The sequence below is a fragment of the Citrobacter sp. R56 genome, assembly GCF_016811995.1.
GTDB lineage: Bacteria > Pseudomonadota > Gammaproteobacteria > Enterobacterales > Enterobacteriaceae > Citrobacter_D > Citrobacter_D enshiensis.
In genome coordinates this window covers 4,332,401-4,357,162 of sequence record NZ_CP069159.1, presented here as the reverse complement: position 1 = coordinate 4,357,162, position 24,762 = coordinate 4,332,401, and the positions used below count along the sequence as shown (strand labels likewise).

The following is a 24,762-nucleotide window of genomic DNA, read 5'->3' as shown; positions in this document are numbered from 1 at the left end:
CTGCTGGAACAAGGAGATGATCTGGCAATAGAGAGAACGTATGCGTGATATACGGCAACATAAGGATACGGTGGCGAGATGGCTGAGCGGCGTTCTGCCTGCCGCCATTCTCGTTCTGGTGGGGCTTTTTTCCGTCATGACCCTGCGAGATTACGGACGTGAGAGCGACGCTGCGCGGCAAACGCTACTGGAAAAAGGCAGCGTGCTGATCCGTGCGCTGGAATCTGGCTCTCGGGTGGGGATGGGAATGCGTATGCACCATGCTCAGCAGCAGACCCTGCTGGAGGAAATGGCCGGACAACCGGGCGTACTGTGGTTTGCCATCACTGATGCGCAGGGCAATATCGTTACCCACAGCGACCCCGGCCGCGTCGGAAAATCACTCTATTCTGCGGACGAAATGCGCCAGTTAAATCCCGGTGATGAGGAAAGCTGGCGGCCGATCGCCATTCACCAGAATGGCGGAGAACCGACACCGGCGCTGGAAATTTATCGTCAGTTCCAGCCCATGTTTGCGTCAAAACGACATGGCATGCGCAGCATGCCACGTTGTGAGGAGAGTGGCGGACAAGCGGCATCCGCGCCACAGACCATTTTTATTGCCTTTGACGCCAGCGATCTGGTCGCGACTCAGGCAAGAGAGTGGCGCAATACGGTCATTGTGCTTTCTGCGCTGGCGGGGGTATTGCTGGCAACAATGCTCTCTTATTTCTTATATCGTCGCTACTTGCGTTCTCGTCAGCTGTTGCAGGACGAGATGAAACGCAAAGAGAAGCTGGTGGCGCTCGGGCATCTGGCGGCGGGGGTAGCGCATGAAATTCGCAACCCGCTCTCTTCCATCAAAGGGCTGGCGAAGTATTTTGCCGAGCGCTCGCCAGCGGGTGGCGAATCCTATGAACTGGCGCAGGTGATGGCAAAAGAGGCCGATCGGTTAAATCGGGTGGTGAGCGAACTGTTAGAGCTGGTGAGGCCCACGCATCTGACGCTGCAGTCGGTGGATCTCAATGACATCATCACCCACTCGTTACAGCTGGTCAGCCAGGATGCGCGAAGCAGGGTGATTCAGCTGCAGTTTACCGCCAATGTGTCGCTGCCGGCTGTTCAGGCCGATCCTGACCGGCTAACGCAGGTATTACTGAACCTGTATCTGAACGCGATTCATGCTATTGGTCATCAGGGCGTCATTACGGTCGAGGTGGGCGAATGCGCAGGCGATCGCGTTAAAATAGTGGTCACCGACAGCGGGAAGGGGATTGCAGCAGAAGACCTGGATGCGATATTTACACCGTACTTTACGACCAAAGCCGACGGTACCGGGCTTGGATTAGCGGTGGTACAGAACATCGTTGAGCAACATGGCGGAACCATTCAGGCGACAAGCGTTCCAGGTAAAGGCGCCGTCTTTACTCTTTATCTACCGATGAAAGCGAGAGAACAGGACAGACAAGGATGACACGCGTAAAAATCGATATTCTGGTCGTGGATGACGACATCAGCCATTGCACGATTTTACAGGCGCTGCTTCGTGGGTGGGGCTATGACGTGGCGCTGGCTTACGGTGGGCGCGAGGCCGTAGAGCGGGTACGCGAACATGTCTTTGATCTGGTGTTATGTGATGTGCGTATGGCCGAAATGGACGGCATCGAAACGCTTAAAGAGATCAAAGCGCTGAATCCGGCGATTCCCATTTTGATTATGACGGCGTACTCCAGCGTAGAAACCGCGGTAGAGGCGCTTAAAGCGGGCGCGCTGGATTACTTAATTAAACCACTGGATTTCGACAGCTTACAGGACACGATCGAGAAAGCGCTGGCGCATACGCGAAACGCTGGTGTTGAATCACCTTCAGCCTCTGCCGCTCAGTTCGGCATGATCGGCGAAAGCCCGGCGATGCAGCAATTGCTCACTGAAATTGCGATGGTGGCGCCCTCCGATGCCACGGTATTGATTCACGGCGACTCGGGAACCGGTAAAGAGCTGGTGGTCAGGGCGCTCCATGCCAGCAGTGCACGCAGCGAAAAACCATTGATAACACTTAACTGCGCGGCGCTGAATGAGTCCCTGCTGGAGTCTGAGCTGTTTGGGCATGAAAAAGGTGCTTTTACCGGAGCAGACAAACGGCGCGAGGGACGTTTTGTGGAAGCCGACGGCGGCACGCTGTTTCTCGACGAAATCGGCGATATCTCGCCGATGATGCAGGTTCGTTTGCTGCGGGTTATTCAGGAGCGCGAGGTTCAGCGGGTCGGGAGTAATCAGACGATTTCTGTTGATGTCAGGCTGATTGCGGCGACTCACCGTGATTTGGCGGCGGAAGTCAGTGCCGGGCGTTTTCGTCAGGATCTCTATTATCGTCTGAATGTGGTAACGATCGAGATGCCGCCTTTGTGTCAGCGTCGGGAAGATATTCCGCTACTGGCCGAACACTTTCGTCAGCGATTTGCTGAGCGAAACCGTAAAGCGGTGAAGGGATTTACCCCGCAGGCGATGGATCTGCTGATTCACTATGCGTGGCCCGGGAATATCCGTGAACTGGAAAACGCCATTGAGCGCGCGGTGGTTCTGCTGACGGGGGAATATATCTCTGAACGCGAATTGCCACTCGCCATTGCGGCGACGTTGGTGAATGTCGACGATGATCGCGAGATCCAACCGCTGGTGGATGTTGAGAAAGAGGTGATTCTGGCGGCGCTGGAGAAAACGGGCGGCAACAAAACCGAAGCCGCCCGTCAGTTAGGGATTACGCGCAAAACGCTGTTGGCAAAACTGTCGCGTTAGTTCTGCTCACGCTCGATGGCGCGCCAGCCGATATCTTTACGGCTGAAGCTGCCATCCCAGTGGATATGATCCATCAGCGCGTAGGCGCGCTTCTGTGCTTCGGCGACGGTATGGCCCAGCGCAGTAGCGCACAGCACGCGCCCACCGCTGGTTAGTACCCGATCGTCATCAGCGAGTTTAGTCCCGGCGTGGAACACCTTACCGTTCGCCACTTCTTCCAGCGGCAGACCGTGGATCACGTCACCCGTGCGGTAGTCGCCCGGATAACCGCCCGCTGCCATGACGACGCCCAGAGAAGCACGCTCGTCCCACTCGGAGGTCTTCTCGTCCAGCTTGCCTTCGCAGGCGGCCAGGCACAGCTCAACCAGATCGGACTTCATGCGCAGCATGATTGGCTGGGTTTCCGGATCGCCAAAGCGGCAGTTGAACTCAATAACCTTCGGATTGCCCTGTTTATCGATCATCAGACCGGCATACAGAAAACCGGTGTAGGTGTTGCCTTCTGCCGCCATGCCTTTCACGGTTGGCCAGATGATGCGTTCCATGGTGCGCTGGTGGACTTCATCCGTTACCACCGGGGCAGGGGAGTAAGCGCCCATCCCGCCGGTGTTAGGCCCGGTATCTTTATCGCCCACGCGTTTGTGATCCTGACTGGTGGCCATCGGCAGCACGTGCTCGCCGTCAACCATCACGATAAAGCTCGCTTCTTCGCCGTCGAGGAACTCTTCGATAACAATGCGATGACCCGCATCGCCAAAGGCGTTACCTGCCAGCATATCGTGAACGGCCGCTTCGGCCTCGCTCAGCGTCATCGCGACGATAACGCCTTTACCGGCTGCCAGACCGTCAGCTTTAATGACGATAGGCGCGCCTTTCTCACGCAGATAAGCCAGAGCAGGCTCAATCTCGGTAAAGTTCTGGTATTCCGCCGTTGGGATCTGATGGCGTGCCAGGAAATCCTTGGTGAACGCTTTTGACCCTTCCAGCTGTGCGGCACCTTCGGTTGGGCCGAAGATTTTCAGGCCCGCAGCGCGGAATGCGTCAACCACGCCAATCACCAGCGGCGCTTCCGGGCCGACGATGGTCAGGTCAATCTTCTCATTCTGGGCAAAGCTCAGCAGCGCCGGGATATCGGTCACGCCGATAGCGACGTTTTGCAGGGCTGGCTCCAGCGCCGTACCTGCGTTGCCTGGTGCCACAAAGACAGTTTCAACCTGCGGCGACTGCGCCGCTTTCCAGGCCAGCGCATGTTCGCGCCCGCCGTTACCAATCACTAATACTTTCATCGTCTGCTCCGTGAATTAATGGCGGAAGTGGCGCATGTCAGTGAAGAGCATCGCAATACCGTGCTCGTCGGCGGCGGCAATCACTTCATCATCACGAATAGAACCGCCAGGCTGAATGACGCAGGTCACGCCAGCCGCGGCTGCGGCGTCAATACCGTCGCGGAACGGGAAGAAGGCGTCAGAGGCCATCGATGAACCTTTCACTTCCAGACCTTCGTCGGCCGCTTTGATGCCTGCGATCTTCGCTGAGTAAACGCGACTCATCTGGCCCGCGCCGATACCGATAGTCATATTGCCTTTGGCATAGACGATGGCGTTGGATTTCACGAATTTCGCCACTTTCCAGCAGAACAGCGCATCACGCAGTTCCTGTTCGGTCGGCTGACGTTGGGTGACCACGCGCAGTTCTTCCGCGCCGACCATGCCCAGGTCACGATCCTGAACCAGCAAACCGCCGTTCACACGTTTGAAGTCCAGACTCGGTACGCGCTCAGCCCACTGGTCGCAGGTCAGTACGCGCACGTTCTGTTTGGCTGCGGTGATTTTCAATGCTTCTTCGCTTGCGGACGGCGCAATGATCACTTCGACAAACTGACGGGAGATAATGGCCTGCGCGGTTTCAGCATCCAGTTCGCGGTTAAAGGCGATGATGCCGCCGAATGCGGAGGTCGGGTCGGTTTTGTATGCGCGATCGTAAGCGTCGAGGATAGAGTTACTGATGGCGACGCCGCATGGGTTGGCGTGCTTCACAATCACACAGGCAGGTTCGGCGAACTCTTTCACACACTCCAGCGCTGCGTCGGTGTCAGCGATGTTGTTATAAGAGAGGGCTTTCCCCTGAACCTGCGTTGCGGTGGCAACGGAGGCTTCTTTGACACTCTCTTCTATATAGAAGGCAGCCTGCTGGTGGCTGTTTTCACCATAACGCATATCCTGCTTCTTAATGAAGTTGAGGTTCAGGGTACGCGGGAAGCGACCAGCGGCTTCTTTGCTTTCACCGTGGTAGGCCGGAACCATGCTGCCGAAGTAGTTGGCGATCATGCTGTCATAGGCGGCGGTGTGCTCAAACGCTTTGATGGCGAGGTCGAAACGGGTGTCGAGGGTAAGAGAACCGTCGTTGGCATCCATCTCTTTAATAATGGCGGCATAGTCGCTGCTCTTTACTACGATGGCGACGTCTTTATGGTTCTTGGCGGCGGAGCGCACCATGGTTGGGCCGCCGATATCAATATTCTCTACCGCATCTTCCAGCGAGCAGCCATCACGGGCAACGGTCTGGGCAAACGGATAAAGGTTAACAACCACCATGTCGATCGGCGCGATGCCGTGTTGTTCCATAATCCCATCGTCCTGGCCGCGACGACCGAGAATGCCGCCGTGGACTTTTGGATGCAGGGTCTTCACACGTCCATCCATCATCTCCGGGAAACCGGTGTAATCGGAAACTTCGTTCACTGGCAGACCTTTTTCTGCTAACAGACGGGCTGTACCGCCTGTAGACAGCAGCTCCACACCGCGAGCGGAAAGTGCCTGGGCGAATTCGACGATACCGGCTTTGTCAGAAACACTGAGCAGAGCGCGGCGGACTGGACGACGTTGTTGCATGGTAAATCCCCTGGATTTGACAATGACAGAGAGCGTTAGCTGAATTTTTCGTGAAAAACTCAGCTAACGCCCCTTACGGGGCATCCTTATTTTGCGGTGGCATTGTAACGAAAACGTTTGCGCAACGCTCGCGAATTTTTCTTTTTCAATGTTGACCCCAATTTTGCTCGCTGAAGATCGTATATATAGAAAGAAGATCGCAGAAATGATCGGAGCGTTTGTGGATAACTCTGTGTGTAAATGGGTATAAGACGGGGTTTTGCTGTGGAATGCAGCAGTCAGTCATTTTTCTGTCATTTAAGGGTTGCGGGCGCCAGAGAACTCCCTATAATGCGCCTCCATCGACACGGCGGATGTGAATCACTTCACACAAACAGCCGGTTCGGTTGAAGAGAAAAATCCTGAAAATCAGGGTTGACTCTGAAAGAGGAAAGCGTAATATACGCCACCTCGCGACAGAGCGCTAAAGCGCGTCGCAACTGCTCTTTAACAATTTATCAGACAATCTGTGTGGGCACTCGAAGATACGGATTCTTAACGTCGCAAGACGAAAAATGAATACCAAGTCTCAAGAGTGAACATACGTAATTCATTACGAAGTTTAATTCACGAGCATCAAACTTAAATTGAAGAGTTTGATCATGGCTCAGATTGAACGCTGGCGGCAGGCCTAACACATGCAAGTCGAACGGTAGCACAGAGGAGCTTGCTCCTTGGGTGACGAGTGGCGGACGGGTGAGTAATGTCTGGGAAACTGCCCGATGGAGGGGGATAACTACTGGAAACGGTAGCTAATACCGCATAACGTCGCAAGACCAAAGAGGGGGACCTTCGGGCCTCTTGCCATCGGATGTGCCCAGATGGGATTAGCTAGTAGGTGGGGTAACGGCTCACCTAGGCGACGATCCCTAGCTGGTCTGAGAGGATGACCAGCCACACTGGAACTGAGACACGGTCCAGACTCCTACGGGAGGCAGCAGTGGGGAATATTGCACAATGGGCGCAAGCCTGATGCAGCCATGCCGCGTGTATGAAGAAGGCCTTCGGGTTGTAAAGTACTTTCAGCGGGGAGGAAGGCGATACGGTTAATAACCGTGTCGATTGACGTTACCCGCAGAAGAAGCACCGGCTAACTCCGTGCCAGCAGCCGCGGTAATACGGAGGGTGCAAGCGTTAATCGGAATTACTGGGCGTAAAGCGCACGCAGGCGGTCTGTCAAGTCGGATGTGAAATCCCCGGGCTCAACCTGGGAACTGCATCCGAAACTGGCAGGCTAGAGTCTTGTAGAGGGGGGTAGAATTCCAGGTGTAGCGGTGAAATGCGTAGAGATCTGGAGGAATACCGGTGGCGAAGGCGGCCCCCTGGACAAAGACTGACGCTCAGGTGCGAAAGCGTGGGGAGCAAACAGGATTAGATACCCTGGTAGTCCACGCCGTAAACGATGTCGACTTGGAGGTTGTGCCCTTGAGGCGTGGCTTCCGGAGCTAACGCGTTAAGTCGACCGCCTGGGGAGTACGGCCGCAAGGTTAAAACTCAAATGAATTGACGGGGGCCCGCACAAGCGGTGGAGCATGTGGTTTAATTCGATGCAACGCGAAGAACCTTACCTACTCTTGACATCCACGGAATTTAGCAGAGATGCTTTAGTGCCTTCGGGAACCGTGAGACAGGTGCTGCATGGCTGTCGTCAGCTCGTGTTGTGAAATGTTGGGTTAAGTCCCGCAACGAGCGCAACCCTTATCCTTTGTTGCCAGCGGTTCGGCCGGGAACTCAAAGGAGACTGCCAGTGATAAACTGGAGGAAGGTGGGGATGACGTCAAGTCATCATGGCCCTTACGAGTAGGGCTACACACGTGCTACAATGGCATATACAAAGAGAAGCGACCTCGCGAGAGCAAGCGGACCTCATAAAGTATGTCGTAGTCCGGATCGGAGTCTGCAACTCGACTCCGTGAAGTCGGAATCGCTAGTAATCGTGGATCAGAATGCCACGGTGAATACGTTCCCGGGCCTTGTACACACCGCCCGTCACACCATGGGAGTGGGTTGCAAAAGAAGTAGGTAGCTTAACCTTCGGGAGGGCGCTTACCACTTTGTGATTCATGACTGGGGTGAAGTCGTAACAAGGTAACCGTAGGGGAACCTGCGGTTGGATCACCTCCTTACCTTAAAGAACCTGCCTTTGTAGTGCTCACACAGATTGTCTGATGAAAAGTAAATAGCAAGGCGTCTTGCGATTGAGACTTCAGTGTCCCCTTCGTCTAGAGGCCCAGGACACCGCCCTTTCACGGCGGTAACAGGGGTTCGAATCCCCTAGGGGACGCCACTTGCTGGTTCGTGAGTGAAAGTCACCTGCCTTAATATCTCAAAACTGACTTCCGAGTCATGTTTGAGATATTTGCTCTTTAAAAATCTGGATCAAGCTGAAAATTGAAACGACACACTGTGTCTGTTCTCCGTAATAAGAACAGACAAGCGGTGTGTTCGAGTCTCTCAAATTTTCGCAACACGATGTGTTTTACGAAACACCTTCGGGTTGTGAGGTTAAGCGACTAAGCGTACACGGTGGATGCCCTGGCAGTCAGAGGCGATGAAGGACGTGCTAATCTGCGATAAGCGTCGGTAAGGTGATATGAACCGTTATAACCGGCGATTTCCGAATGGGGAAACCCAGTGTGATTCGTCACACTATCATTACGTGAATACATAGCGTAATGAAGCGAACCGGGGGAACTGAAACATCTAAGTACCCCGAGGAAAAGAAATCAACCGAGATTCCCCCAGTAGCGGCGAGCGAACGGGGAGCAGCCCAGAGTCTGAATCAGCATGTGTGGTAGTGGAACGGTCTGGAAAGTCCGGCGATACAGGGTGATAGCCCCGTACACAAAATCGCATGTGTTGTGAACTCGAAGAGTAGGGCGGGACACGTGGTATCCTGTCTGAATATGGGGGGACCATCCTCCAAGGCTAAATACTCCTGACTGACCGATAGTGAACCAGTACCGTGAGGGAAAGGCGAAAAGAACCCCGGCGAGGGGAGTGAAAAAGAACCTGAAACCGTGTACGTACAAGCAGTGGGAGCCTTGATTTATCAGGGTGACTGCGTACCTTTTGTATAATGGGTCAGCGACTTATATTCTGTAGCAAGGTTAACCGAATAGGGGAGCCGAAGGGAAACCGAGTCTTAACTGGGCGTTAAGTTGCAGGGTATAGACCCGAAACCCGGTGATCTAGCCATGGGCAGGTTGAAGGTTGGGTAACACTAACTGGAGGACCGAACCGACTAATGTTGAAAAATTAGCGGATGACTTGTGGCTGGGGGTGAAAGGCCAATCAAACCGGGAGATAGCTGGTTCTCCCCGAAAGCTATTTAGGTAGCGCCTCGTGAACTCATCTTCGGGGGTAGAGCACTGTTTCGGCTAGGGGGTCATCCCGACTTACCAACCCGATGCAAACTGCGAATACCGAAGAATGTTATCACGGGAGACACACGGCGGGTGCTAACGTCCGTCGTGAAGAGGGAAACAACCCAGACCGCCAGCTAAGGTCCCAAAGTCATGGTTAAGTGGGAAACGATGTGGGAAGGCACAGACAGCCAGGATGTTGGCTTAGAAGCAGCCATCATTTAAAGAAAGCGTAATAGCTCACTGGTCGAGTCGGCCTGCGCGGAAGATGTAACGGGGCTAAACCATGCACCGAAGCTGCGGCAGCGACACTATGTGTTGTTGGGTAGGGGAGCGTTCTGTAAGCCGTTGAAGGTGGCCTGTGAGGGTTGCTGGAGGTATCAGAAGTGCGAATGCTGACATAAGTAACGATAAAGCGGGTGAAAAGCCCGCTCGCCGGAAGACCAAGGGTTCCTGTCCAACGTTAATCGGGGCAGGGTGAGTCGACCCCTAAGGCGAGGCCGAAAGGCGTAGTCGATGGGAAACAGGTTAATATTCCTGTACTTGGTGTTACTGCGAAGGGGGGACGGAGAAGGCTATGTTGGCCGGGCGACGGTTGTCCCGGTTTAAGCATGTAGGCGGAGGTTCCAGGTAAATCCGGTTCCTTATTAACGCTGAGGTGTGATGACGAGGCACTACGGTGCTGAAGTAACAAATGCCCTGCTTCCAGGAAAAGCCTCTAAGCATCAGGTAACACAAAATCGTACCCCAAACCGACACAGGTGGTCAGGTAGAGAATACCAAGGCGCTTGAGAGAACTCGGGTGAAGGAACTAGGCAAAATGGTGCCGTAACTTCGGGAGAAGGCACGCTGATATGTAGGTGAAGCGACTTGCTCGTGGAGCTGAAATCAGTCGAAGATACCAGCTGGCTGCAACTGTTTATTAAAAACACAGCACTGTGCAAACACGAAAGTGGACGTATACGGTGTGACGCCTGCCCGGTGCCGGAAGGTTAATTGATGGGGTTATCCGTAAGGAGAAGCTCTTGATCGAAGCCCCGGTAAACGGCGGCCGTAACTATAACGGTCCTAAGGTAGCGAAATTCCTTGTCGGGTAAGTTCCGACCTGCACGAATGGCGTAATGATGGCCAGGCTGTCTCCACCCGAGACTCAGTGAAATTGAACTCGCTGTGAAGATGCAGTGTACCCGCGGCAAGACGGAAAGACCCCGTGAACCTTTACTATAGCTTGACACTGAACACTGGTCCTTGATGTGTAGGATAGGTGGGAGGCTTTGAAGTGTGGACGCCAGTCTGCATGGAGCCAACCTTGAAATACCACCCTTTAATGGCTGGTGTTCTAACGTAGACCCGTGATCCGGGTTGCGGACAGTGTCTGGTGGGTAGTTTGACTGGGGCGGTCTCCTCCTAAAGAGTAACGGAGGAGCACGAAGGTTAGCTAATCCTGGTCGGACATCAGGAGGTTAGTGCAAAGGCATAAGCTAGCTTGACTGCGAGAGTGACGGCTCGAGCAGGTGCGAAAGCAGGTCTTAGTGATCCGGTGGTTCTGAATGGAAGGGCCATCGCTCAACGGATAAAAGGTACTCCGGGGATAACAGGCTGATACCGCCCAAGAGTTCATATCGACGGCGGTGTTTGGCACCTCGATGTCGGCTCATCACATCCTGGGGCTGAAGTAGGTCCCAAGGGTATGGCTGTTCGCCATTTAAAGTGGTACGCGAGCTGGGTTTAGAACGTCGTGAGACAGTTCGGTCCCTATCTGCCGTGGGCGCTGGAGAATTGAGGGGGGCTGCTCCTAGTACGAGAGGACCGGAGTGGACGCATCACTGGTGTTCGGGTTGTCATGCCAATGGCATTGCCCGGTAGCTAAATGCGGAAGAGATAAGTGCTGAAAGCATCTAAGCACGAAACTTGCCCCGAGATGAGTTCTCCCTGAGACTATAAGTCTCCTGAAGGAACGTTGAAGACTACGACGTTGATAGGTCGGGTGTGTAAGTGTAGCGATACATTGAGCTAACCGATACTAATGAACCGTGAGGCTTAACCTTACAACGCCAAAGGTGTTTTGGTGGAAGAAAGACATCAATATCAGCTTGATACAGATTAAATTAACACGCAGATAAGCGTGTTAATAAACAGAATTTGCCTGGCGGCTGTAGCGCGGTGGTCCCACCTGACCCCATGCCGAACTCAGAAGTGAAACGCCGTAGCGCCGATGGTAGTGTGGGGTCTCCCCATGCGAGAGTAGGGAACTGCCAGGCATTAAATAAAAACAAAAGGCTCAGTCGAAAGACTGGGCCTTTTGTTTTATCTGTTGTTTGCCGGATAGGGTTATCCGGCAATACAAACCGTACCAAACCTCTTCTTCCCCGGTATATGCCAGATTCAATAACGGATACGGTTTTCCAAGATCATCAACCGCTGAACGCCCCGTCACTGTAAATCCCATCTTCTTATAGAACCCAACGGCTTGTTCATTTTGCTCATTAACGTTGGTCGTTAACCCGGGAGCCAGCGTCAGAGCATGCTCGACCAGCCATTTCCCTACGCCACAGCCGCGAACATCAGGATCGACGAATAATGCATCCATATGATCACCGGTGAGCAGCATAAACCCGACAGGTTCATCCCGTTCCGTCACGGCTACCCATAATGGTGCTTCCGGTAAAAACGAACTGACCAGGTCTTCCAGCTCAACGCGATAGTCCGCTGACAGGAAATCATGGGTGGCATCGACTGAACGACACCAGATGGCAATCAATTTCTCGCCTTCATCACGTCGCGATCGGCGAATGCTAATAACCATATCTTCTCCTTTTATTTATGCTTATATTTTATCGTAGATACCGTCGTGAAACTTTCTCACCTTTAGCATGCAGGCTCGACATCCGCACAATTTCTGGGTATCTTCAGCTATCTGGATGTCTAAACGTTTAAACGTGTGTAGTGAGGTTATCAGGTTATGCCGATTCGCGTACAGGACGAGCTGCCCGCCGTCAATTTCTTGCGTGAGGAAAACGTCTTTGTAATGACGACGTCTCGCGCTTCCGGTCAGGAAATTCGCCCTCTGAAGGTGCTTATTCTCAACCTGATGCCGAAGAAGATTGAAACGGAAAACCAGTTCCTGCGTCTGTTGTCGAACTCACCGCTTCAGGTTGATGTTCAATTACTGCGCATTGATGCTCGTGAGTCGCGTAATACGCCAGCGGAACATCTGAATAACTTTTACTGTGACTTTGACGATATTCGCGATCAGAACTTTGATGGTCTGATTGTGACCGGTGCGCCGCTGGGGCTGGTTGAATTTAATGATGTCGCTTATTGGCCGCAGATCAGGCAGGTACTGGAATGGGCGAAAGATCACGTCACCTCGACGTTGTTTGTCTGTTGGGCGGTGCAGGCCGCGCTGAATATCCTCTACGGGATCCCGAAGCAGACGCGCACAGATAAACTTTCTGGTGTTTATGAGCACCATATTCTTCATCCACATGCGTTGCTGACTCGCGGATTCGATGATTCGTTCCTCGCCCCGCACTCACGTTATGCAGATTTCCCATCGGTGCTGATCCGTGATTATACCGATCTTGAGATCCTGGCTGAAACTGAGGATGGCGATGCTTACCTGTTTGCCAGTAAAGATAAGCGCATTGCCTTTGTGACGGGTCATCCGGAATACGATGCGAATACGCTGGGCAGTGAATATTTTCGGGATGTTGAAGCGGGATTAAACCCGGATGTACCGTACAACTATTTCCCGAAAAACGATCCACAAAACAGGCCACGCGCAACATGGCGCAGCCATGGCAATTTGTTGTTCATCAACTGGCTCAACTATTACGTCTATCAGATCACGCCATATGATCTGCGTCACATGAATCCAACACTGGATTAATCTTCTGCAGCTAACGATCCTAAAGCGTTTCAGCATGTTGAATCAGGCACCTTCGGGTGCCTTTTTTATTTCCGAAATGCACCTCATCGTGTAATTGAATTTTATTTTTACTGTTATCAACAAGTTAATCATAAATTAAATTAAAAATGGAAATTGTTTTTGATTTTGATTTTTAATTGGGTAGTCTTAGTTGTGCTGAACGAAAACCACACAACGATCCTTCGTTCGCATTGGGGGAAGTATTCGGATCCATGACGAGGAGCTGCACAATGAATCAACAGGCAACGACAACTGACGAATTGCTGTTTACCCGGCCATATGGCGAGCAAGAGAAGCACATTTTGACCGCAGAAGCGGTGGAGTTTCTGACCGAGCTGGTGACGCGGTTTACGCCGAAGCGTAATAAACTGCTGGCCGCACGTATCCAGCAACAGCAGGATATCGACAATGGTAAGTTGCCTGATTTTATTTCGGAAACGGCTTCCATTCGTAATGGTGACTGGAAAATTCGTGGGATTCCCGAGGACTTACAAGATCGGCGCGTAGAAATTACCGGTCCTGTTGAGCGCAAAATGGTGATTAACGCCCTGAATGCTAACGTGAAGGTCTTCATGGCGGATTTTGAGGATTCCCTGGCGCCGGACTGGAATAAAGTCATTGATGGTCAAATTAACCTGCGCGACGCGGTCAATGGCACCATTAGCTACACCAATGAAGCCGGAAAAATCTACCAGCTCAAACCCGACCCTGCCTTACTGATTTGCCGCGTGCGCGGCCTGCATTTGCCGGAAAAACATGTCACCTGGCGTGGCGAAGCGATCCCGGGCAGCCTGTTTGATTTTGCCCTCTATTTCTTCCACAACTACAAAGCGTTGCTGGCAAAAGGCAGCGGTCCCTATTTCTACCTGCCGAAAACCCAGGCCTGGCAGGAAGCGGCGTGGTGGAGCGAAGTGTTCAGCTACGCTGAAGATCGTTTTAATCTGGCGCGGGGCACCATCAAAGCGACGTTATTGATTGAAACGCTGCCGGCAGTGTTCCAGATGGACGAAATCCTGCATGCGTTGCGTGACCATATTGTCGGTCTCAACTGCGGTCGCTGGGATTACATTTTCAGCTATATCAAAACGTTGAAGAATCACCCGGATCGTGTACTGCCAGACCGCCAGGTGGTGACGATGGACAAACCGTTCCTCAGCGCTTACTCACGTCTGCTGATCAAAACCTGCCACAAGCGCGGCGCATTTGCGATGGGCGGCATGGCGGCATTCATTCCGAGCAAAGATACCGCTCGCAATAATCAGGTGCTCAACAAGGTAAAAGCGGACAAATCGCTGGAAGCCAATAATGGCCACGACGGCACCTGGGTTGCCCACCCGGGCCTGGCGGATACCGCGATGGCGGTGTTTGATGAAATCCTCGGCGAGCATAAAAACCAACTGTTCGTCACGCGTGATGACGATGCGCCGATTACCGCCGAACAACTGCTGGCACCCTGTGAAGGTGAGCGTACTGAAGAGGGGATGCGCGCCAATATTCGCGTGGCGGTGCAGTACATCGAAGCGTGGATCTCCGGCAACGGCTGCGTACCGATTTACGGCCTGATGGAAGATGCCGCGACGGCGGAAATCTCCCGTACCTCTATCTGGCAGTGGATCCATCACGAGAAAACCCTCAGCAATGGCAAAGCCGTCACCAAAGCGCTGTTCCGCCAGATGCTGGCAGAAGAGATGCTGGTGATTCAGGAAGAACTCGGCGAGCACCGCTTCAGCAGCGGGCGTTTCGATGAGGCCGCCCGTCTGATGGAGCAGATCACGACGTCTGATGAATTAATCGACTTCCTGACCCTGCCAGGCTATCGCCTGCTGGCGTAAATGCCCAGGCCATTTTGAACCAGGGCAGTACGCAAACTGCCCGTGACCAAACTGCTTTCACCAATAACGCCTGGAAAACCAGGAGAATAATATGGAGCATCTGCACATGAAAACCCGTACCCAACAAATCGAAGAATTACAGCAAGAATGGACACAACCGCGCTGGGAAGGCATTCGTCGCCCTTATAGCGCGGAGGAAGTGGTGAAATTACGTGGTTCGGTCAATCCGGAATGCACGCTGGCACAGCTGGGTGCCGCCAAAATGTGGCGTCTGCTGCACGGCGAATCGAAAAAAGGCTACATCAATAGCCTCGGCGCGCTGACCGGTGGTCAGGCATTGCAGCAGGCGAAAGCCGGTATTGAAGCGGTCTATCTGTCTGGTTGGCAGGTGGCGGCGGATGCGAACCTGGCGTCGAGCATGTACCCGGATCAATCACTGTACCCGGCGAACTCCGTCCCGGCCGTGGTGGATCGGATCAACAACACTTTCCGTCGTGCGGATCAGATCCAGTGGTCCACCGGTATTGAACCCAACGATCCTCGCTATGTGGATTACTTCCTGCCGATCGTCGCCGATGCGGAAGCCGGGTTTGGTGGCGTGCTGAACGCATTTGAACTGATGAAATCGATGATTGAGGCCGGTGCAGCGGCTGTTCACTTCGAAGATCAGCTGGCGTCAGTGAAGAAATGTGGTCACATGGGCGGTAAGGTTCTGGTGCCGACGCAGGAAGCGATTCAAAAACTGGTGGCTGCGCGCCTGGCGGCCGATGTGATGGGCGTACCGACGCTGGTGATTGCCCGTACCGATGCAGACGCAGCCGACCTTATCACCTCAGACTGCGATCCCTATGACAGCGAATTCATCACCGGCGAGCGTACCAGTGAAGGTTTCTATCGTACGCACGCCGGTATCGAACAGGCAATCAGCCGTGGCCTGGCCTATGCGCCGTATGCGGATCTGGTGTGGTGCGAAACCTCCACGCCGGACCTCGAGCTGGCTAAACGTTTTGCCGATGCCATTCATGCGAAGTATCCAGGCAAACTGCTGGCCTACAACTGTTCTCCATCATTTAACTGGCAGAAGAAGCTGGACGACAAAACGATTGCCAGCTTCCAGCAGCAGTTGTCGGATATGGGCTACAAATACCAGTTCATCACGCTGGCAGGTATCCACAGCATGTGGTTCAACATGTTCGACCTCGCGCGTTCCTATGCGCAGGGTGAAGGCATGAAGCACTACGTCGAGAAGGTCCAGCAGCCGGAGTTCGCCGCAGGTAAAGACGGCTATACCTTCGTCTCGCACCAACAAGAAGTGGGGACCGGTTACTTCGACAAAGTCACCACCATTATTCAGGGAGGCGCCTCTTCGGTCACCGCACTGACGGGGTCCACTGAAGAATCTCAGTTCTGATGTAGCGCAAGCCGGATGGCGCATTTGCTTATCCGGCCTACGACAGCCTGTAGGCCGGATAAGGTGCTTGCACCGCCATCCGGCAACATCGTGCACTGAACGAGGTTGAATATGTCACGAGGCCTGGAATTACTGATTGCTCAAACCATCCTGCAAGGCTTTGACGCGCAGTATGGTCGATTTCTGGAAGTGACGTCCGGTGCTCAACAGCGCTTTGAACAGGCTGACTGGCATGCCGTGCAGCAGGCGATGAAAAGCCGTATCCACCTTTACGATCACCATGTGGGTCTGGTCGTGGAACAGCTGCGCTGTATTACTGGCGGCAAAAGTGCCGATGCGGCGTTTTTGCTGTGCGTCAAAGAACATTACACCCGGCTGTTGCCGGATTACCCGCGCTTCGAAATTGCGGAGAGCTTTTTTAACTCTGTCTATTGCCGGTTATTTGACCACCGCTCACTGACCCCCGAGCGGTTATTTATTTTTAGTTCTCAGCCGGAACGCCGTTTCCGCACGATTCCTCGTCCGCTGGCAAAAGATTTTTTTCCTGTGAGTGGTTGGGAACCGCTATTAACGCGCGTGCTGAGCGATCTTCCGCTTCGCTTACCCTGGCAGAACAAAAGCCGTGATATTCACTACATCATTGAGCATCTGACAGAGGCCTGCGGCACGGAAGGGCTGCATCATTGTCATCTGCAGGTGGCGAATGAGCTGTTTTACCGCAACAAAGCCGCCTGGCTGGTGGGGAAGCTGATGACCCCAACAGGCACGCTGCCATTTTTACTGCCAATTCACCGCACCGAGGAAGGCGAGCTGTTTGTCGATACCTGCCTGACCACTACGGCGGAAGCCAGCATCGTATTTGGTTTTGCCCGCTCCTATTTTATGGTGTACGCACCGCTGCCTGCCGCGCTGGTTGAATGGCTACGCGAGATCCTGCCGGGCAAAACGACCGCGGAGCTGTATATGGCGATCGGCTGCCAGAAACATGCGAAAACTGAAAGCTACCGTGAGTACCTGTGGTATCTGGCAGAGTGCGATGAGTCGTTTATTGAAGCGCCAGGCATACGTGGCATGGTCATGCTGGTGTTTACCCTGCCGGGCTTCGACCGGGTCTTTAAAATCATCAAAGACAAATTTGCTCCGCAAAAAGAGATGTCTGCCGCTCACGTGCGCGCCTGCTATCAGTTGGTTAAAGAGCATGACCGCGTGGGGCGTATGGCGGACACCCAGGAGTTTGAGAATTTCGTCCTCGAGAAGCGGCAAATTGACCCGGCATTAATGGCGCTATTCATGCAAGAGGTGCCAGAGAAAATCACCGATCTTGGCGATCGCATTGTCATCAGTCATTTGTACATTGAACGCCGTATGGTGCCGCTCAATATCTGGCTGGAGCAGGTAGAAGGCCAACAGCTGCGTGACGCGATTGAAGAGTACGGCAACGCGATTCGCCAGCTTGCTGCCGCCAATATTTTTCCCGGTGACATGTTGTTCAAAAACTTCGGCGTCACCCGCCACGGGCGCGTCGTGTTTTATGACTACGATGAAATTTGCTACATGACGGAAGTGAATTTCCGCACTATTCCGCCGCCGCGTTATCCGGAAGATGAGCTGGCCAGCGAACCGTGGTACAGCGTTTCGCCGGGCGATGTTTTTCCGGAGGAGTTTCGTCACTGGCTCTGTGCAGACCCCAGAATTGGGCCGCTGTTTGAAGAGATGCACGCCGATCTGTTTCGCGCCGACTACTGGCGTGCATTACAGACGCGAATTCGTGAGGGGCACGTGGAAGATGTTTACGCCTACCGCCGCCGTCAACGGTTTAGCGTGCGTTATAATCAGGCCGGATAAGTCATCCGTAGGCCTGATAAGCGTAGCGCCATCAGGCATTTGATCGACGGATGGCGGCGTAAAACGCTTTACCCGGCTTAGCGGAATCCGCCGTACGCCAGCGTCACCTCTTTCGCGGCCTTAATCGCCATGGCACCGAACTCGGTCACCCGGTCATCGGTGATGCGCGAAATCGGCCCGGAGATGGAAATCGCGGCAAACGGCTCGCGATGCTCGTCATAAATGCACGACGCCACGCAGCGTAAACCCAACGCATGTTCTTCATCATCAAACGAATACCCGCGCTTACGCGTCTGGGCAAGGTCATCTTTAAGATGCACGGGCGACACCAGCGTGGCATGGGTATACGCGTGCAGCCCTTTACGGTGCAGTAAGCCGGTGACTTGTTCTTCGCTCAGCTGCGATAAGAATGCTTTACCCGCGCCGGACGCGTGCATCGGCAGTTTGCCGCCGATAGGTGCAGACATACGCATCAGTTGGGTACATTGTACCTGGTCGATGATAATCGCCTGATGGTCGCTCTGGTCAAGCACCGCCAGATTGACCGTTTCGCCGGAGTCTTCCATCAACTTGCGCAGGATCGGATGGACAATCGCCAGCAGATTCCGGCTTTGCAAAAAACTGCTGCCAACAGTAAAGGCATGAGCGCCTACTGCCCAGTGGCCCAGTTCACCGACCTGGCGCACAAATCCCTGTTGCTGCATGGTGGTTAACAAACGGTGAGTGGTTGAATTCGGTAAACCCGCCTGTTGCGCCAGTTCGGTCAGTGCAACGCTACCGTTAGACTCAGCAATCCATTCCAGAAGCTTCAGTCCACGGGTGAGAGACTGAACCTGTCCGGTCGCGGGGGTCGTAGCAGCCGCGGGTTTTCTACCGCGTTTTGCGGGAACAGGGGCAACCATAGCCGTCTCCTTTTCTGTATCGTGGAAATCATTTTCGTTTTATTTAATTATAATGCAAGAATTCCTGTACTGATCGGAGGAGTGAAGCTGAACATGTCTCATGTTGCCCGCTGTTTGCTTTTCCGTCACATCAGTTTGTGCCAGTATGGTTTGTTGGCCATTTTTGGTCTGGGTTGAGCGTTGTCGGGAGCGAGTGTGAGCAGCAAAGTTGAACAATTACGTCAGCAGTTAAAAGAACGTATTCTGGTGCTGGACGGCGGTATGGGCACCATGATCCAGGGCTATCGTCTGAGTGAAGAGGATTTCCGCGGCGAACGCTTTGCCGACTGGCCGTGTGACCTCAAAGGCAACAACGATCTGTTGGTGCTGAGCAAACCGGAGGTGATAACCGCGATTCATAACGCCTACTTCGAGGCGGGCGCGGATATCATCGAAACCAACACCTTTAACTCGACAACCATCGCGATGGCGGATTACCAGATGGAATCCCTGTCAGCGGAGATCAACTTTGCCGCAGCAAAACTGGCGCGTGCCTGCGCCGACGAGTGGACGGCGCGCACGCCGGAAAAACCACGCTATGTTGCGGGCGTTCTCGGCCCAACCAACCGTACGGCGTCCATCTCGCCAGACGTTAACGATCCGGCATTCCGTAATATCACCTTTGATCAGCTGGTGGCGGCTTACCGTGAATCCACCAAAGCGCTGGTGGAAGGCGGTGCGGATCTGATCCTGATTGAAACCGTGTTTGATACGCTCAACGCCAAAGCCGCTATTTTTGCGGTGAAAGAAGAGTTTGAAGCGCTGGGCGTTGAATTGCCCATTATGATCTCCGGCACCATCACCGACGCTTCCGGGCGCACGCTTTCCGGCCAAACGACGGAAGCGTTCTACAACTCTCTGCGCCACGCTGAAGCGCTCACCTTTGGCCTCAACTGTGCGCTGGGGCCGGACGAACTGCGCCAGTATGTGCAGGAGCTGTCGCGTATTGCCGAATGCTATGTTACCGCGCACCCGAACGCCGGACTGCCGAACGCCTTTGGCGAATATGACCTTGATGCTGACACGATGGCGGTTCAGATTCGCGAATGGGCGACAGCGGGCTTCCTGAATATCGTCGGCGGCTGCTGCGGTACCACGCCGGAACACATTGCGGCGATGAGTCGTGCGGTTGCAGGGTTGCCGCCGCGCCAGCTTCCGGAAATTCCGGTGGCCTGCCGTCTTGCCGGGCTTGAGCCGCTCAACATCGGCGCGGACAGCCTGTTTGTCAACGTGGGCGAACGGACCAACGTCACCGGTTCCGCTAAATTCAAGCGCCTGATCAAAGAAGAGAAATACAGCGAAGCGCTGGAAGTGGCGTTGCAGCAGGTGGAAAGCGGCGCCCAGATTATCGACATCAACATGGATGAGGGGATGCTTGACGCCGAAGCGGCGATGGTGCGTTTCCTTAGCCTGATCGCCGGAGAGCCGGACATCGCTCGCGTGCCGATCATGATCGACTCATCGAAATGGGAGGTCATCGAAAAAGGGCTGAAGTGCATTCAGGGCAAAGGCATCGTTAACTCCATCTCAATGAAAGAGGGGGTAGAGACCTTTACCCATCACGCGAAGTTGCTGCGTCGTTACGGGGCGGCGGTGGTGGTGATGGCCTTTGATGAACAGGGCCAGGCCGATACCCGCGCGCGCAAAATCGAGATCTGCCGTCGGGCGTACAAAATCCTCACCGAAGAGGTCGGTTTCCCGCCAGAAGATATCATCTTTGATCCGAACATCTTCGCGGTGGCGACCGGTATCGAAGAGCACAACAACTACGCGCAGGATTTCATTGGCGCCTGCGAAGACATTAAACGCGAGTTGCCGCATGCGTTGATCTCCGGTGGCGTCTCTAACGTCTCGTTCTCGTTCCGGGGTAACGACCCGGTACGCGAAGCGATCCACGCCGTGTTCCTCTACTACGCCATTCGTAACGGGATGGATATGGGGATCGTCAACGCCGGGCAACTGGCGATTTACGACGACTTGCCTGCCGACCTGCGCGACGCGGTGGAAGATGTGATCCTCAACCGTCGTGACGACGGCACCGAACGTCTGCTGGAGCTGGCGGAAAAATACCGCGGCAGCAAAACGGATGATTCTGCTAACGCCCAGCAGGCCGAATGGCGTGGCTGGGACGTAAAAAAACGCCTCGAATATTCACTGGTGAAAGGTATCACCGAGTTCATTGAGCTGGATACCGAAGAAGCGCGTCAGCAGGCGGCACGCCCGATTGAAGTCATTGAAGGCCCGCTGATGGATGGCATGAACGTGGTCGGCGACCTGTTCGGCGAAGGGAAAATGTTCCTGCCGCAGGTGGTGAAATCCGCTCGCGTGATGAAGCAAGCGGTGGCTTACCTTGAACCGTATATCGAGGCCAGCAAAGAGAAAGGCTCCAGCAACGGTAAAATGGTGATCGCCACCGTAAAAGGCGACGTACACGACATCGGTAAAAACATCGTCGGCGTGGTGTTGCAGTGTAATAACTACGAAATTGTTGATTTGGGCGTGATGGTTCCGGCGGAGAAAATCCTCAGAACCGCCAGAGAAGTGAACGCGGATTTGATTGGTCTTTCCGGGCTGATTACTCCGTCGCTCGATGAGATGGTCAACGTGGCGAAGGAGATGGAGCGTCAGGGCTTTACTATTCCGCTGCTGATTGGCGGCGCGACTACTTCGAAAGCGCACACGGCGGTGAAAATCGAGCAGAACTACAGCGGTCCGACGGTCTATGTGCAGAATGCGTCGCGCACCGTTGGCGTGGTGGCGGCCTTGCTCTCCGACACGCAACGTGATGACTTTGTCGCCCGCACTCGTAAAGAGTATGAAACGGTGCGTATCCAGCACGGGCGCAAGAAACCGCGTACGCCGCCGGTCACGCTGGCGGCAGCGCGCGACAACGATCTGGCGTTCGACTGGGCAAGCTACACGCCGCCGGTGGCGCATCGTCTGGGCGTTCAGGAAGTCGAAGCCAGTATTGAAACCCTGCGCAACTACATCGACTGGACGCCATTCTTTATGACCTGGTCGCTGGCCGGTAAATATCCGCGCATCCTGGAAGATGAGGTCGTGGGCGAAGAAGCGCAGCGCCTGTTTAAAGACGCCAACGAGTTGCTCGATATGTTAAGTGCGGAGAAATCCCTTAACCCGCGCGGCGTGGTGGGGTTGTTCCCGGCAAACCGCGTCGGTGATGACATCGAAATCTATCGTGATGAGACGCGTACTCATGTGCAGGCGGTCAGCCACCATCTCCGCCAGCAAACCGAGAAAGTGGGTTTCGCCAACTACTGCTTGTCTGACTTTGTGGCGCCGAAACTGAGTGGCAAAGCGGATTACATCGGTGCCTTTGCTGTCACTGGCGGTCTGGAAGAAGATGCGCTGGCAGATGCATTTGAAGCCCAACACGACGACTACAACAAGATTATGGTGAAAGCGATTGCCGACCGTCTGGCAGAGGCCTTCGCGGAATATCTGCATGAACGCGTGCGTAAAGTCTACTGGGGTTATGCGGCCCACGAGAACCTCAGCAATGAGGAGCTGATCCGCGAAAACTACCAGGGTATCCGCCCGGCTCCGGGCTATCCGGCCTGTCCGGAACACACGGAAAAAGGCACCATCTGGGAACTGCTGGAGGTGGAAAAACACACCGGCATGAAGCTCACCGAATCTTTCGCTATGTGGCCGGGGGCGTCGGTGTCAGGCTGGTACTTCAGCCATCCAGACAGCAAGTACTATGCCGTCGCGCAGATTCAACGCGATCAGGTAGAGGACTATGCGCTGCGCAAAGGTATGCCGGTTGCCGAGGTCGAGCGCTGGTTAGCACCAAATCTGGGATATGACGCAGATTAATTCATAAAACATCTACTTTCCTTACCACTCATAAGGCGCTCTTTGAGCGCCTTATCTCTTTATTGATGGTAAAACCTTATACTGGAAGCAGGTTCATGAGCGTTGCTTGCCGGATGGCGGCGTAAACGCCTTATCCAGCCTACCGGGGTTATTTGTAGGCCTGATAAGCGCAGCGCCATCAGGCATGATGCCGGTGCCATGAACCTCAGGAACATATAAATATAAGGAGAACCTGATTCCGTGTTAACTCTGTTGCACCTACTTTCTGCAGTTGCTCTGTTGGTGTGGGGCACTCACATTGTGCGTACCGGCGTGATGCGTGTTTTTGGCGCGCGTCTGCGCACTGTTCTCAGCCGTAGCGTTGAAAAGAAACCGCTCGCCTTCTGCGCGGGCATTGGCGTGACTGCGCTGGTACAAAGCAGTAACGCCACGACCATGCTGGTGACCTCATTTGTCGCCCAGGATCTTGTCGCCCTAACGCCCGCGTTGGTGATTGTATTAGGCGCAGATGTGGGGACCGCGCTGATGGCGCGTATCCTGACCTTCGATTTGTCCTGGCTGTCGCCGTTGCTGATTTTCATCGGCGTGATCTTCTTTTTGGGGCGTAAACAGTCCCGGGTAGGGCAACTTGGGAGGGTAGGGATTGGCCTTGGTCTGATTCTGCTGGCACTGGAATTGATTGTGCAGGCGGTGACGCCGATAACGCAGGCCAACGGGGTGCAGGTAATATTCGCCTCGTTAACTGGCGATATCATGCTGGATGCGCTGATTGGCGCGCTGTTCGCCATTATCAGTTATTCCAGCCTGGCGGCGGTGCTGTTGACGGCAACCCTGACGGCGGCGGGGATTATTTCGTTCCCGGTGGCGCTCTGTCTGGTGATCGGCGCCAACCTCGGTTCCGGCCTGCTGGCGATGCTCAACAACAGCGCGGCTAATGCGGCGGCGCGTCGTGTGGCGCTCGGCAGTTTGTTGTTCAAGCTGGTGGGGAGTCTGCTGATTCTGCCGTTTGTTCACATGCTGGCGAACGCGATGGATGAACTGCCGCTGCCAAAATCTGAATTGGTTATCTACTTCCACGTCTTTTACAACCTGGTGCGTTGTCTGGCCATGGTGCCCTTTGCCGAGTCGATGGCGCGATTTTGTAAGCGTATTATTCGCGACGAACCGGAGCTGGATGGTCACCTGAAACCGAAACATCTGGATGTCAGCGCCCTGGACACGCCGACCCTTGCACTGGCCAATGCCGCGCGTGAAGCGCTGCGTATTGGCGATGCCATGGAGCAGATGATGGAAGGGCTTAAGCGCGTGATGCACGGTGAGCCGCGCGAAGAGAAAGAGCTTCGCAAGATGGCGGATGATATCAACGTGCTGTATACCGCGATCAAGCTCTATCTGGCGCGGATGCCAAAAGAGGAACTGGCGGAAGAAGAATCTCGCCGCTGGGCTGAAATCATCGAAATGTCACTCAACCTGGAGCAGGCCTCCGATATCGTCGAACGGATGGGGAGCGAGATTGCCGACAAATCACTGGCGGCGCGCCGGGCCTTCTCCGTGGAAGGGCTGAAGGAACTGGATGCGCTGTACGACCAGTTGCTCAATAACCTGCGACTGGCGATGTCGGTCTTCTTCTCAGGAGATGTGACGACCGCGCGTCGTCTGCGCCGGAGTAAACATCGTTTTCGTATCCTCAATCGCCGTTACTCGCATGCTCACGTTGACCGTCTGCACCAGCAGAACGTACAAAGCATTGAAACCAGCTCACTGCACCTGGGCCTGCTGGGGGATATGCAGCGTCTCAATTCACTGTTCTGTTCCGTCGCCTATAACGTGCTGGAGCAGGCGGATGAAGACGACGAGCGGGATGATTATTGATAAAACCGGAAACCTGATAC

At 54.2% G+C, this 24,762-nt stretch carries 12 protein-coding genes, 1 tRNA gene, 3 rRNA genes and 1 pseudogene; 12 read left to right on the top strand and 5 right to left on the bottom strand.

Going from position 1 to position 24,762, the window contains the following annotated elements:
- Positions 1–40: 40 nt before the first annotated feature.
- Together zraS and zraR are read left to right on the top strand one after the other, a co-directional pair.
- Complete coding sequence (gene zraS / locus JM656_RS20450; RefSeq protein WP_203359329.1) at positions 41–1,453, top strand: two-component system sensor histidine kinase ZraS; 1,413 nt, start codon at positions 41–43, stop codon at positions 1,451–1,453.
- A complete protein-coding gene (zraR, locus tag JM656_RS20445) occupies positions 1,450–2,775 on the top strand; it encodes a sigma-54-dependent response regulator transcription factor ZraR (RefSeq protein ID WP_203359328.1) in 1,326 nt (441 codons plus the stop codon). Before zraS ends, zraR begins: the two co-directional genes overlap by 4 nt.
- Here zraR and purD read toward each other — a convergent pair.
- Positions 2,772–4,061 carry a phosphoribosylamine--glycine ligase gene (gene purD, locus JM656_RS20440; RefSeq protein ID WP_203359327.1) on the bottom strand — a complete coding sequence of 430 codons (1,290 nt, stop codon included), beginning with the start codon at positions 4,059–4,061 and terminating at the stop codon, positions 2,772–2,774. The genes zraR and purD overlap by 4 nt on opposite strands.
- A 15-nt stretch (positions 4,062–4,076) precedes the next feature.
- The gene (gene purH / locus JM656_RS20435) at positions 4,077–5,666 is read right to left on the bottom strand and encodes a bifunctional phosphoribosylaminoimidazolecarboxamide formyltransferase/IMP cyclohydrolase (RefSeq protein WP_203359326.1); all 1,590 of its coding nucleotides are present in this window, start codon (positions 5,664–5,666) and stop codon (positions 4,077–4,079) included.
- A 623-nt stretch (positions 5,667–6,289) separates the two neighbouring features.
- Between purH and JM656_RS20430 the strand changes: the two genes are divergently transcribed.
- The 4 genes from JM656_RS20430 (at position 6,290) to rrf (ending at position 11,331) form a co-directional block, all read left to right on the top strand.
- Positions 6,290–7,831: ribosomal RNA gene (locus tag JM656_RS20430) — 16S ribosomal RNA — on the top strand.
- Between the two features lie 85 nt (positions 7,832–7,916).
- Positions 7,917–7,992 (top strand) — tRNA-Glu (locus tag JM656_RS20425).
- 216 nt (positions 7,993–8,208) lie between these two features.
- Positions 8,209–11,118, top strand: a 23S ribosomal RNA gene (locus tag JM656_RS20420).
- A gap of 97 nt (positions 11,119–11,215) precedes the next feature.
- Positions 11,216–11,331: ribosomal RNA gene (gene rrf / locus JM656_RS20415) — 5S ribosomal RNA — on the top strand.
- The 16S, 23S and 5S rRNA genes sit together here with 1 tRNA gene alongside, the layout of an rRNA operon.
- A 20-nt stretch (positions 11,332–11,351) precedes the next feature.
- On the opposite strand, the gene JM656_RS20410 is transcribed toward rrf, so the two are convergent.
- The gene (locus JM656_RS20410) at positions 11,352–11,876 is read right to left on the bottom strand and encodes an acetyltransferase (RefSeq protein ID WP_203359325.1); all 525 of its coding nucleotides are present in this window, start codon (positions 11,874–11,876) and stop codon (positions 11,352–11,354) included.
- Positions 11,877–12,032: 156 nt separating this feature from the next.
- On the opposite strand from JM656_RS20410, the gene metA reads away from it, so the two are divergent.
- From metA to aceK, 4 genes are all read left to right on the top strand, one after another.
- Complete coding sequence (gene metA, locus JM656_RS20405) at positions 12,033–12,962, top strand: homoserine O-succinyltransferase (RefSeq protein WP_203359324.1); 930 nt, start codon at positions 12,033–12,035, stop codon at positions 12,960–12,962.
- Positions 12,963–13,231: 269 nt separating this feature from the next.
- On the top strand, positions 13,232–14,833 hold the full coding sequence (gene aceB / locus JM656_RS20400) for a malate synthase A (RefSeq protein WP_203359323.1): 1,602 nt from the start codon (positions 13,232–13,234) through the stop codon (positions 14,831–14,833).
- A gap of 106 nt (positions 14,834–14,939) precedes the next feature.
- A complete protein-coding gene (gene aceA, locus JM656_RS20395) occupies positions 14,940–16,244 on the top strand; it encodes an isocitrate lyase (RefSeq protein ID WP_203361342.1) in 1,305 nt (434 codons plus the stop codon).
- A gap of 111 nt (positions 16,245–16,355) precedes the next feature.
- On the top strand, positions 16,356–18,089 hold the full coding sequence (aceK, locus tag JM656_RS20390; RefSeq protein ID WP_203359322.1) for a bifunctional isocitrate dehydrogenase kinase/phosphatase: 1,734 nt from the start codon (positions 16,356–16,358) through the stop codon (positions 18,087–18,089).
- A 77-nt stretch (positions 18,090–18,166) separates the two neighbouring features.
- Here the strand turns inward: aceK and iclR are convergent, their stop codons facing one another.
- Complete coding sequence (iclR, locus tag JM656_RS20385) at positions 18,167–18,991, bottom strand: glyoxylate bypass operon transcriptional repressor IclR (protein ID WP_203359321.1); 825 nt, start codon at positions 18,989–18,991, stop codon at positions 18,167–18,169.
- Between the two features lie 195 nt (positions 18,992–19,186).
- Between iclR and metH the strand changes: the two genes are divergently transcribed.
- The gene (metH, locus tag JM656_RS20380; protein ID WP_203359320.1) at positions 19,187–22,870 is read left to right on the top strand and encodes a methionine synthase; all 3,684 of its coding nucleotides are present in this window, start codon (positions 19,187–19,189) and stop codon (positions 22,868–22,870) included.
- A 93-nt stretch (positions 22,871–22,963) separates the two neighbouring features.
- Here the strand turns inward: metH and JM656_RS22540 are convergent.
- Positions 22,964–23,059: pseudogene (locus JM656_RS22540) on the bottom strand (hypothetical protein); the annotation flags it as partial.
- A 51-nt stretch (positions 23,060–23,110) separates the two neighbouring features.
- Here JM656_RS22540 and JM656_RS20375 point away from each other — a divergent pair.
- Complete coding sequence (locus JM656_RS20375) at positions 23,111–24,742, top strand: Na/Pi cotransporter family protein (protein WP_203359319.1); 1,632 nt, start codon at positions 23,111–23,113, stop codon at positions 24,740–24,742.
- Positions 24,743–24,762: the final 20 nt, after the last annotated feature.